General features: G+C 36.0%; 7 protein-coding genes and 1 pseudogene. 5 read left to right on the forward strand and 3 right to left on the reverse strand.

The window, feature by feature from the left end:
* Positions 1 to 210: 210 nt before the first annotated feature.
* A complete protein-coding gene (hutI, locus tag EG358_RS18660) occupies positions 211 to 1,434 on the reverse strand; it encodes an imidazolonepropionase (protein WP_076560181.1) in 1,224 nt (407 codons plus the stop codon).
* A 287-nt stretch (positions 1,435 to 1,721) separates the two neighbouring features.
* Between hutI and ruvB the strand changes: the two genes are divergently transcribed.
* The 5 genes and pseudogenes from ruvB (at position 1,722) to coaE (ending at position 5,326) form a co-directional block, all read left to right on the forward strand.
* A complete protein-coding gene (gene ruvB / locus EG358_RS18665) occupies positions 1,722 to 2,744 on the forward strand; it encodes a Holliday junction branch migration DNA helicase RuvB (protein WP_076560183.1) in 1,023 nt (340 codons plus the stop codon).
* Between the two features lie 34 nt (positions 2,745 to 2,778).
* Positions 2,779 to 3,149, forward strand: a pseudogene (locus tag EG358_RS18670) (four helix bundle protein).
* 70 nt (positions 3,150 to 3,219) lie between these two features.
* Positions 3,220 to 3,789 (forward strand): FMN-binding negative transcriptional regulator, encoded by a 570-nt coding sequence (locus tag EG358_RS18675; RefSeq protein ID WP_262696866.1) that lies wholly within the window; start codon positions 3,220 to 3,222, stop codon positions 3,787 to 3,789.
* A 26-nt stretch (positions 3,790 to 3,815) separates the two neighbouring features.
* Positions 3,816 to 4,682 (forward strand): MBL fold metallo-hydrolase, encoded by an 867-nt coding sequence (locus tag EG358_RS18680; protein ID WP_076560188.1) that lies wholly within the window; start codon positions 3,816 to 3,818, stop codon positions 4,680 to 4,682.
* An 8-nt stretch (positions 4,683 to 4,690) separates the two neighbouring features.
* Positions 4,691 to 5,326 (forward strand): dephospho-CoA kinase, encoded by a 636-nt coding sequence (gene coaE, locus EG358_RS18685; RefSeq protein ID WP_083677028.1) that lies wholly within the window; start codon positions 4,691 to 4,693, stop codon positions 5,324 to 5,326.
* Positions 5,327 to 5,444: 118 nt separating this feature from the next.
* Here coaE and EG358_RS18690 read toward each other — a convergent pair whose 3' ends face one another.
* Positions 5,445 to 9,194: a fibronectin type III domain-containing protein gene (locus tag EG358_RS18690; RefSeq protein WP_083677029.1), complete on the reverse strand. Its 3,750-nt coding sequence runs from the start codon at positions 9,192 to 9,194 to the stop codon at positions 5,445 to 5,447.
* A 382-nt stretch (positions 9,195 to 9,576) separates the two neighbouring features.
* Positions 9,577 to 12,537 carry a reprolysin-like metallopeptidase gene (locus EG358_RS18695; protein WP_076560195.1) on the reverse strand — a complete coding sequence of 987 codons (2,961 nt, stop codon included), beginning with the start codon at positions 12,535 to 12,537 and terminating at the stop codon, positions 9,577 to 9,579.
* Positions 12,538 to 12,715: the final 178 nt, after the last annotated feature.

The following is a 12,715-nucleotide window of genomic DNA, read 5'->3' on the forward strand; positions in this document are numbered from 1 at the left end:
GTGTCTGTAAACAATTATCAAAAATTTAATAATCATATAGATTATTGAAACAATTCCCGATAACCAAATTATTATAATTAAAACATCCTTAAAACCAGATGACGTATCTCCCATTCTTTTTGTTGCAATTTGTAAAACCAAAACAATGACAAGAAATACTGAAGGACAATTAATGCAATTATTGAGATAAAATAATAAGTATCCTTTTCATTAAATCTTAGCTCCGTCGATATAAACACTATCAGCCTTCAAGCTCCCCTGATTATAAAGAACATTCTGGAAATTGTTGGTTTTATACGTTACAAAGTCGGCCTTTAATCCTGACTTCAGTTGCCCTCTGTCTTCCAAGCCTAATCCAAAAGCAGAACGGAATGTCATTCCTGCTAAAACTTCTGCAGTGGTTAACTTTTCAAATGTTGCTAAAATTGAGGCCTGTGTAATTAAATTTCCCATCGGTGCCGAACCTGGGTTCCAGTCACTTGCAATGGCAACAATAGCACCTGCATCCAATAATTTTCTGGCAGGAGTAAATTTTTCACCTAAACCTAAACTAGCCCCTGGTAAAGCGGTCGCCACGGTTTCAGATTGTGCCAAGAACTCAATATCTTCATCAATTGTAGCTTCGAGATGGTCTGCAGATTTCGCGCCAACTTCAACAGCGATTCTGGAACTTCCCGGTGTAAACTGGTCTGCATGAACGGTAATTTCAAAACCTAAGTCTTTAGTTTTACGCAAAAATACTTTACTTTCCTCTGGCTGAAAAGCAGATTTTTCAATAAAAATATCTACTCGTTTTGCAAGGTTTTCTTCTTTTACTTTTGGTAAAATTTCGGTTAAAATATAATTTAAATAGTCTTCATTGCTACCCGAAAAATCTCTAGGTTTTAAATGCGCTGAAAGACAAGTTGGCACTAAAGTAGCCTTTGTCTGTTCCTGAGCTTTTTTAATCATCCGAAGCATTTTCAGCTCGTTTTCAACATCCAAACCATAACCACTTTTTACTTCAATAGTTGTAATTCCAAGAGAAATTAAAAAGTCTATTCGTTCCAGTAAAGTTTTTAATAAATCTTCTTCCGAAGCGCTTCGTGTATGTTGTACTGAGCTCCAGATTCCGCCCCCACTTTCGGCGATTTCAAGATAAGTTTTCCCGGCATTTCGCATAGCAAAATCATTAGCACGGTTTCCGCCAAAACAGATATGAGTATGAGAATCTACAAACGCAGGAAGTACGATTTGCTCGTCTTCTACATATTCAATCTCTATATTTTGATTTTCAGATTTTAAGGTTTCGAAATTTCCTATTTTCTGAATTGTATTTTCATTAATTAAAATTCCGCCATCAACAATAATTTCGAGTTGTTCGTCAGAAAGTTTTCCTCTTAAAGGAAGATTGGCAAGTGTTACAACTTGCTTGAAAGGGCCTATAAGTTTCATTTATTTAGTTTAAAAGCTAAACTTTTCTTTTAATGTACTTTGCTTAGATTCCTACGGAATGACAAAAAGAACGTGTAGTTTGTCATTCCGTACGAATCTAAACGATAATTAGAAGCTAAGTAATTTTTATATTTAAAATTCTCCTTTCAAAAATACTTAAAATATATCAATCTTGTAAATGATGAAAGGTCAGGCGTCCAATCTTAACCTAAACCTTAACCTCAGCCTTAAATTAATCTAAATTTTAACCTAAATTTCCTATCTTTACGGTAAATGAAACTGAATTAATGCCCGATTTTTTACATCCAGATAAAGACAATTTTTCCCACGAAGAGCTCATGCAGGAAGAGCAGATTCGTCCGCAGAGTTTTAAGGATTTCGCCGGACAGCGAAAAACCCTGGAAAATCTTGAAGTTTTTGTTACCGCTGCCAAAAGACGTGGCGGAGCGCTCGATCATGTTTTGCTGCATGGTCCTCCCGGTTTGGGAAAAACAACTTTAGCAAATATTATTGCGAACGAGCTTGGCGTAAGCTGCAAAATTACATCAGGTCCGGTTTTGGATAAACCCGGAAGTTTGGCAGGATTACTGACTAATCTGGAAGAAAACGATGTACTATTCATTGATGAAATTCACCGTTTATCGCCTGTAGTTGAAGAATATCTCTATTCTGCAATGGAAGATTATAAAATCGATATTATGCTGGAAACCGGCCCGAATGCAAGAAGTGTTCAGATCGGATTAAATCCTTTCACATTGGTCGGAGCAACGACCAGAAGCGGAATGCTGACCAAACCAATGTTGGCGAGATTTGGTATTCAAAGCAGGTTGGAATATTATACGATTGAACTTTTGTCTACCATTATTATCCGAAGTGCAAGAGTTTTGGGCGTTAAAATTTATGAAGATGCCGCCATTGAAATCGCAAGAAGAAGCCGCGGAACGCCAAGAATTGCCAATGCACTTTTAAGAAGAGTTCGTGATTTTGCAGAAATAAAAGGAGACGGTGAAATCGAAATAGGAATCACCAAATATGCTCTAAATTCTTTAAATGTAGATGAATTCGGATTGGATGAGATGGATAATAAAATCATGCGTGTAATGATTGAGAATTTTAAAGGAAAACCTGTAGGGATTTCCGCATTGGCAACATCTATTGCGGAAAATCCGGAAACATTGGAGGAAGTTTATGAACCTTTTTTAATTCAGGAAGGATTTATTATCAGAACTCCAAGAGGGAGAGAAGTTACGGAGAAAGCGTATAAACATCTGAATATTGCGGTACCTAGAAATCCCGGTGAGCTTTTTTAATTAATAATTAAAAATGAATAATTAATATCGGAAAATGCAGAGTAATTTTCAAGAAAAGGACAATATTATTCGAAATAAATCTTTTGATTTTTCAATTAGAATCATCAACTTGTATAAAGTTCTTTACAATGAAAGAAATGAAAAAACGTTATCTAAGCAATTACTCAGAAGTGGAACTTCAATCGGAGCAAATATAGAGAAGGCATTGCCTCTTTTAGTAAAAAAGAATTCATCTATAAACTTCAACTATCATATAAAGAAGCTTATGAATCTTTTTATTGGATTAAACTTTTACATAGAACAGAGTTTATTAATGAAACAGAATTTAATTCTTTAAAAACAAATATTGAGGAAATCATAAAATTATTAACTACAATTTTAAAAACTTCCAAACAAAATTATTAATTATTCATTCTCAATTTTTAATTATAAAATGTTTATTCCTAAAATATATAAAAGTGAAGATTACAATTTGATGAAAGAAATTATCAGAGAAAATTCTTTTGCTTTACTAATTTCTTCGGTTGATAAAGTTCGTGCGACTCATTCTATGATGATGCTGAATGAAGATGATCCGGAAAATAATTATATTGAAACTCACATTTCGAAAGCAAACCCACAAGCGAAAATCATAAAGAACGGAGATGAAGTTCTTTGTGACTTTTTGGGAGCCCATGCCTACATTTCCAGCAGTTGGTACGACCATATCAATGTTTCGACATGGAATTATGAAGCGGTACAGATTTATGGAAAAGTTGAGATCATGAATCAGGAAGAACTGTACAGTCATTTGGACAAGCTAACTTCTAAATATGAACAAGCACAGCAATGTCCGATGATGTTGAAAGATATGGGAAAAGAGTTTGTAGAAAAGGAAATGAAAGGTGCTTTTGGCTTAAAGATAATCCCGACAGAGATTTTCATTAAACAAAAATTGTCTCAGAACAGAAAAGAACATGATTTTGAAAATATTATTTCAAATCTTGAAAACGGCGATGAAAACGGGAAACAAATAGCCGCCAAAATGCAACAATTAAAAAAATAAACAACATTATAAAAACCTAATATTATATGAAATTATATCCTATACAATGTGGGAAATTTAAACTGGACGGAGGCGCCATGTTTGGAGTCGTCCCAAAGAGTCTGTGGGAAAAAACAAACCCGGCAGACGAAAGAAATTTAATAGAACTCGGAACCCGATCTCTTCTTGTGGAAGACGGAAAAAAATTAATTTTAATTGATTGCGGCCTCGGAAATAAGCAGGATGATAAATTTTTTGGACATTATTCGCTTTGGGGTGATGACAATTTAGATAATAATTTAAAAAAATACGGTTTTGTAAAAGAAGATATCACCGACGTTTTCCTTACTCACCTTCATTTTGACCATTGCGGAGGCGCTATTGAATGGAATGATGATAAATCTGGATACAGACCGGCTTTTAAAAATGCTCAGTTCTGGACGAACGAAAATCACTGGCAATGGGCAACCGAGCCAAATGCAAGAGAAAAAGCAAGCTTTTTAAAAGAAAATATTATCCCGATCCAGGAAAGCGGGCAGCTTAACTTTTTGCCACTTCCTGCAAACGGAAACTATGGTTTTGCACCAGAACTGAAAATGGATGTGATCTTCGTAGATGGCCATACGGAAAAACAAATGTTACCGGTAATACAATATCAGGAAAAAACGATTGTTTTTGCAGCCGATTTAATTCCTACAGCAGGGCATATTCCTCAGGTTTACGTGATGGGTTATGATACAAGACCTCTGCTGACGATAGAAGAAAAGGCTAAGTTCCTAAAACAATGTGTAGACAACGATTATCTATTGTTTTTTGAGCACGATGCTCACAACGAACTGGCAAGTTTAAAAATGACTGAAAAAGGTGTTCGTCTTGATGAAACCTTCAGTTTTAATGATGTTTTTGGATATTAATATTTATTATGGAAGAAATGTATTCAGAAAGTCAGAAAAGTGAGCCTGATTCGACACCGGAACCCAAGATTATTGGTTTAACCGGCGGAATTGGTTCCGGAAAAACCACCGTTGCAAAATTTATTGAAGACTGCGGATTTCCTGTCTATTATTCGGATGACCGGGCAAAAGATATTGTGAATGATAATGAGGATTTAAAAGTCAGAATAAAAGAACTTTTAGGAAGTGATTCTTATGACGAAAATGGTCTTTACAACAGAAAATTTGTAGCAGAACAGGTTTTTAATAATAAAGACTTGCTGCAAAGTTTAAACGAACTCATTCATCCGGCTGTTCGCTTAGATTTTGAGGATTGGGTAAAAAAGCAGACTAAGTATTTAATATTTAAAGAAACAGCCTTACTGTTTGAGTTACAGCTCAACAAACAATGCTACCGATCTATTCTGGTCACTGCAGAAGACAATATCAGAATAAAAAGAGTGATGGATCGGGACGGAAAAACCTACCGTGAAGTGCAATCTGTAATGGAAAAACAAATGCCTGAAAAGGAAAAAATAAAGTTAGCAGATTGTATAATCTACAACAATACCAACCTTGATGACCTGAAAGATCAAACTGAAAAGACAATTTTTGACATCGAATAAATAAAGAAATAAAGATCCCGCTGAAGAAATTCCAGCGGGATTTTTGTTTTAAATACTATTTCTAAAATAAAAAAATAAGCTCTCATTTCTGAGAGCTTATTCTATTTAAATTAATTGATTATTCTTTAATGAATTTTCTTTGAGCTGTGCCCTGAACATCATCAATGTCAATCACATATACACCGTTGATCAATCTGCTTACGTCAATCTTATTATTTAAGATTATTCCGCTTGAGACTAGCTGACCAGCAGCACTGTAAATCTTGTAATTGGCTTTTTTACTAACGTTCTTCACATTCAGAATAGATTTAACCGGGTTTGGATAAATTAAAATATCTGTCTGATTAAGTGTATTAGTTGCTGGTAGTTTAGAGATTCTCACTGTGTAATCTTCTACCTCACCATCAGTAAAGCTGATACAGTTTACAGGAATAGCATCTTTAGACATTGCCACTCTCATTACAACATATTTTTCTGTAGATCCTACGAAAGCATCAGCAGGTACAGTGAATGTAGCACTTGCTGTAGGGTTCGTATTCGGACCGTCAGCTAAAATTCTTTCATTAAGATCAAAAGTTCCGCTTCTGTCGAAATCAATCCAAACAGCAACGCCAGCTTTAGCTCCCGAGCTAATTGTTTTATCTACAATGATCTGATTACCTACAGAACCTTGAACCATATCGATAAATTTCAATGGAACTGTTGTATAATCTGAATAAGCAGAACCTGTCGTAATATTAATCATCTCAGGTTTACCTGTAGGCTTCGCTGTTACTTTTGAAATAAATTCTGAACCAAAGTTGGTCGACTGCATCTGACAGTAAACAACTGTTGGTGTTGTAAAGTAATACTGAGGTGTATAGTTCCCCGGTGTACCTGTACAAACATTTGCTACCTGCATTTCATATTTCGTAAGTTCTAATAATCCTGTTAATGTATAGGTATTATTGTTTACGTTAATAGTCGTCCAACTCGGTATTCCTACCTTTCTGTATCTTAATATGTAAGTATTAGTAGCTCCAGTACCTGTATAAGCATCCCAAACTACTTCTGCAGTTGTAGGTGTCAACTGAGTGATCGTTAATCCCGGAGGCGGAATTTCACAAACTCTAACCGTAGTAAACACTTGAGATGTTGACCATGGATTAGGAGTAGTAGAACCTGTACATGTATTTCTTACCTGCACTTCATAAGTTTTATAAGAACTTAAACCTGTAAGAAGGTAAGTATTCGCTGGAGGTTGAGGAGTAGAAGGAGCAGCAGGTATCCATGGGATTGTACCCACTTCTCTCCACTGAAGTTCATAAGTAGCACCAGCTGCAAGCGGGCTCCAAGTTACTAAAGCTGATGTAGAAGTAATGTTAGTTACTGTAATATTCGGAGGTGTAGGATCACATCTCGTCATAAATTTGTTATTTGAGAACACTCCTACATTGGTTGTATTACAAACCGCTGCAACCTCAACTTCATACTGTGTATATGGCAATAAGTTTTGCGGGAAAGTATATGTATTTGTAGTTCCCGGTACAGCCGCTACAGTTATAGGACCAGCTGTTGGTAACCAAGTAGTAGAGCCAACAGGTCTGTATCTTATCTGATAAGAAGCACCACCAATATCTTGTGGCCAGGTAATAGTAGCAGAATTATGCGTAATAGAAGCTGGCGTTACTGTCACAACCGGCGTATCTGTACTACAAACTCTCAATACAATATTATCAATTGCAATCGAAGGTTGAGTACCGCCACCACCGTCATTTCTCCATTGGAATACTAAACGCATTACACTATTGGCGAAATTGGTAAGATTTAAATTGGTATTAGAATAAGACTGCCAAGTACCCTGAAGGTTATATTGTCCTAAAGAAACTCTTCCTGCCCCTGCAGTAATTAAAGTTCCCGGTACCGGCAAATATGAAGATGGTACTAACCAAACTTCTAAATAGTCATACTTGAAATTCGTACCCTCACCTTGACCTTTCCAGTCAAAAGAGAATGAAGCAAGTGTAGTAGATGCAGGAATTTGAATATCTCTAAATGCATGTACAGTACTTGTTGTATGTACATATCCATTTGTTACACCATTATCATTAGATATATATAATGACTGAGCAGGATTTCCTGTTACATTACCTCGTACCCATTTATTAGCCTGTGTACCATTTAATATTCCTAAATCATTTCCTCCAGTAAAGTTTTGAGTATAAGGAAGTGTTGCCGGAATCTGAGTTGTCATTATAGATACAGGATCTGATAAGTCACTCTGATCTGTTGAGCTACATATTGCTCTAACCCAAAAATAGTAAGTAGTACTAGGAGTTAACCCAGGAATTGTATAGTTAACAGCCGTTCCTGGAACACCAGTTACCTGAGGAGTCCCCGGAGGAGTGGTTGTCGTACTATAATATATTTGATATCCATTTGCAGGCTGCGTTGTTGGCGCATTCCATGATATAGTAGCTGTATTTCCTGTAGAACTAACGGCTGCAACTCCTAGTGGCTCAATACAAGTAGGAGCAACTCTTAATCTGAAATCATCAACACCCATATACCAAGGAGTACTGTTAGCTGACGCATTTACGGCAAAATTATATATTCCTGTAGCTGTAGGTGTATAATATACTTTATACTGAGTATAATTAGCAGTCCCTTGAGTCGCACTAATGAATGCTCCTAAATTTGTAGCTCCTGTCGAAGATTGTGAAGTATTTACTAAGACATTCCCTGAGAATCCTGTATTACCACTATCTGTTCCACCAGTATGATAATAAAATGAAAACTCATAAGTGACTCCTGCTGTTAATGTAAATCCTGGTGTCCATAGCTGGCTTGCGTTTGTATTACCCCATTGAATTCTAACATAATTTGGCGTCGATCTTGGTCCCGGAGATGTCGAAGATGCTGTGGCATTTGAAGACGTCCACGCATTAGACCCAGTAACCTGTTTCCAACAAGATGGAACAATATCGGCACCTAAAGTAGTCATAGCATCAAAATTTTCTGTCCAAGGAAGAGTCGCTACAGGTACACATAGAGTCATAAAAGACTGCATTGGAGTCCATGTACTTTTGTCGGTTGCACTACATATAGATCTTACCCACACGTAATACGTTGTGATAGGTGTCAGTCCTGAGATCGTTGCAGTCGTAGTTGCACTTTGTACAGAATTGGTAGCATTTAAAGGTGTGGTACCTGTCGGTGCAACACCCGTCGTGTTATAATAAACATCATAACCGTTTGCAGGTGGTGTTGCCGGAGCTGTCCAAGAAATATTTGCGTTAGTAGCTGTCGTATTTACCAATGTGATAGCAGACGGAGCCAGACAAGATGGAGCCGCACCTTGAGTCATTGTGACATTATCAAAATAATAATAATTATCTCCACTCGCTGCCGATATCACATAAAACCTTACAAATAAATTACCGGCAGACGGACTGAATGTTACAGTTCTCGTTGCACAGGTATTTGCCTCTACGTGATTCGTAGAATTAATCGTGTAAGCGGTGGTCCAAGGCCCTCCCGCACTGCTTGAATATTGCACTGCAATAGTCCCAAGATTTGCGGCAGTAGTTGCGACTGTTCCTGCAGACCAATCTGTGACTTTATAATCAAAAGACATCGTTACAACCCCCTGATTATTCCCGGGAATATTAGGAGAAATAAAACCTCCTTCATTTCCGCTATATCTATTTCCTCTTATCGTTCCTCCGGTAGTACCACAAATTTGGTTTGCAGTAGTAGTTCTAGAGAAAATAAAATCCGTAGTTGTCCAGTTATTAAGTCCCGTGGCTGTCCAGTCTTGTGTATAGTTAACCTGAGCCATGAGAAATGCACCAAAAAGTAATTGGCACATAAGTAGAAGTTTCTTCATAAAATTAATTATTAAAATGAATTGAATACCAATGTAATTTGAATCTATCTGTAATATTTTTTGTACATCTATTAATATAATCCCTTATTAATAAAAACATATTTTTCTGAAAACAGATTTGCTGAGAATCTATCAATTGTTTTAAATATTGGGCCTTTAAAACACCAATATTAGGTACACTTTGCAGATTTAATAAACAAGTAAAGAATTTAATCATAGGCATATTATGTTATATTAACTACAAATCTAATCATTTTCTATAATTAAAATATATAATAAATATTTTTTTTTACAATTACTACATTAAAATCACGCTTATGATTCCAAATAAAAAAAATCCTCAGGGTTTTCCTGAGGATTCATTATTATAAAAAAGAATTTCTTATTTCTTGATAAATTTAGAATTGAAACTTTCTTTTCCTTTATCTTCAATAGATATTACATAAGCACCTTTTATCAATGATGAAACATTAATTTTTCCATTGCTTATATTTCCATTACCAACTAATTGTCCCGCTGCACTGTAAATCTTATAAGTAGCTTTATCAGATACTTTAGTAATGTTTAAGAAATCAGTTGCAGGGTTTGGATAAATTTGAATTTCATTCTTTACTGCACTTGATTCTGAAGTAGACAATACGTCTGTTACTACCACATTATAATCTTCATATTCTCCTAAAGCATTTATTGTTCCACATGATGAATTATGTATATATCCTGGAGTGTTGTAGTACAATAATCCTATTCTCATTCGCAATCCCTGGTTTAAAACTGAACTCGAAGGAACAGTAAAGTTTGCTGTCGTAGGGTTTACCGTAGTAGAAGCTACCGAATTTGAAGCTTGCATAATTCTTTCATTATCTTCAAAAGTTCCATTTCTGTTAAAATCAATCCATGCACTTATCATTTCAGGGTACGCAGTAGTACCTGCCCAACCTTTAGTAACTGATAATGTATATGTGCCATTTTTAACAAGATTTACTTGTAAATTAGAATTAGCCACATAGCTTGTGTAAGTACTTGGTCCCGATGTATTAGTCATATTTGCTACAGAAACTCCTGCAATATGATCATCAGTACCATCCACAGTCGCAACTGTACAGTAAGTAAGACCTGTCGTTGTAAAATTTGAAGAAGGAGAATATGTACCTGTAGTACCAGAACAAACTGTAGCTACTTGTACTTCATATGCTGTACCATCAATTAAATTAGATAAAGTGATGTTTGTAACAGAACTTGTAGTCTGTTGCCAAGCAGCATCTGCCAATTTTTTATAACGAATTACATAAGTGGCACCTGTAACCGGAGCCCAGCTTACATCCACAGATGATGTCGTGATATTTGATGTTGTGATCGGTGTTGGAGCAGAGCCATTACATGCAGCAAATGCACTTACTGTAGCTGTTCTAACAGCATAAAACACATTACCTATAGAAGATACTCTAATAATAACTGCTTGGCCGTTAGTAAGAGAAGAAAAAGTAAAACTTTCGCTACCATCATTTGCAGTAGAATTAGATAATATCACCCAAGTTGCACCATTATCAATAGTATAATCAATTTTCACATTAGCAACATTATAAGGTGCTGCCGTAGTATTTGCTACATCCCATGTTACTGTTGTAGCACCATTACTTGCAACAAACTGTGTATTAACTTTGAAAGGGCCTTCATTTCCTACAACAATTGTTTGTTCAGCAAATTGCGTTTGTTGTTGATTAGCAACGGGGCTATTATCCCTAACTGTAACAGCATATTTTGTAGTTCTAGCTACTTTTGAAACTGATTCCCAACCGCTATTTGAATTATCGAGTACTCCACTTAATACAGAAGCCAGTTTTGGAAAATATCTCGTAGGACTTGCTGTTGGAGTAAAAGATCTAAATGAAGGTCCTGTACCTGTCGAACCTAAGTTTGTACTATTAGTAGTAACTGTTGCATTATCTACCTGTTCCCAAGTATAAGTCATAGGATCATTTTCAGCGTCAGTTGCAGAAGCTGTTAAGACAAAAGCAGTTCCTTTCGGTATATTATACGTCGGTAATGCTGCTATGACAGGAGGATTATTAGCCACTGTAGCTTCTACATCACAGGTTTTATTGTTAAGGTTTGTCTGAACCTGAGAGATACTTGCTTTATGAAAATAAGCATTTGAGTGTGGTTGCACATCAGTAGCAGCGCCACCAGTAATCCCAGCATACCCCATAATGGTAGATCCTGAACCCGGTTCCACGTTAACCTGATAAGGCTCCAAAGCATGAGAGAAAGTGTGGTTCGCTCCTAATTGATGACCCATTTCATGAGCTACATAATCAATATCAAAATTATCTCCCTGAGGTATATTGTCAGCTGGCGATGTATAGCCAGATCCTTTCCCTGGAGAATTAGCGTCTGCAGGGTTTATACAAACACATCCTATACAGCCCGCATTTCCACCTCCTCCAGAAGCACCAAATAAATGGCCTATATCATAATTACCATTTCCGACATTATTAGAAAGTGTCTGCTGCAATTCTAAGATCCACGCACCACCGGCTCCTGCCTGAGCACCTGAATACGGATCGGTAGCAGCATTAGTGTAAATTACATTAGGGAAATTTTGTAAATTTAAATGTAAAGCAAAATCTTTTTCAAAAACACCATTAACTCTGGTTAATGTAGCATTAATTGCAGACAAAGCTCCGGCTACGGTACCTCCATGAAAGGCTGTATACTCTCCAGTAACAGACATCGCCAATCTCATTGTTCTGTATTTCTTATCAGACATTTTTGAGAAATCTGTTGGTTGATTTGTAAATGCTGAACCTCCTTGCAACATTTCATCTATCTGCTGTTTAGCTGCTGGACTTTCAGAAGTACTACAAATAAAGCTCTTATCGCCTGTATTGATAGTCTTAGGATGCACCCCATATACCGATTTATCTGTGTTTTGAGGTTCTATAAATTCATATTGTCCATTACTATTAATGATCATTGATTGAAAATCAGTTGGAGAAACCGAAAATCTAAGAAATTTATTAGGATCATCAATTCCTACTCCTACATACGAGCCTAGCTGATATTGATCTGCTAGTTCTTTAACTACTACTGGAAAACTGTAAACAGCAAATCGCTCGACTTTACCATTTAGAGTTGGTAAAGAAATTTCAATTGCTTTTGCATTTTTACCTGTCTCTTGAGCGTTTTTCAATTTTTCTCTTACTTGAGACAGATCTAGCTTGTAATAACTTCGTACAAGCGATGGTTCAAATTTTGAACTCTTCTTTAAAGTAGTTGGTGTCCACTGCGCAAGCGCAGATCCTCCTATCAAACTACAAAATAAAGCAGTAATGAGTTTTTTCATATAATTGAATTATTTTTAATTGCCAAATATAAGTGTTTTTAGCAAATACATATTCAACATAACTATATTTATTTTGTTAAAATCGCAATCACTTTACTTAGAATTATTGATAATGAAAAAAACTCCAGAAAAATCCAGAGTTTTATATATGCAAAAAAACATTTTTAGTAATCTTCTA

The sequence above is a fragment of the Chryseobacterium indoltheticum genome (assembly GCF_003815915.1).
GTDB lineage: Bacteria > Bacteroidota > Bacteroidia > Flavobacteriales > Weeksellaceae > Chryseobacterium > Chryseobacterium indoltheticum.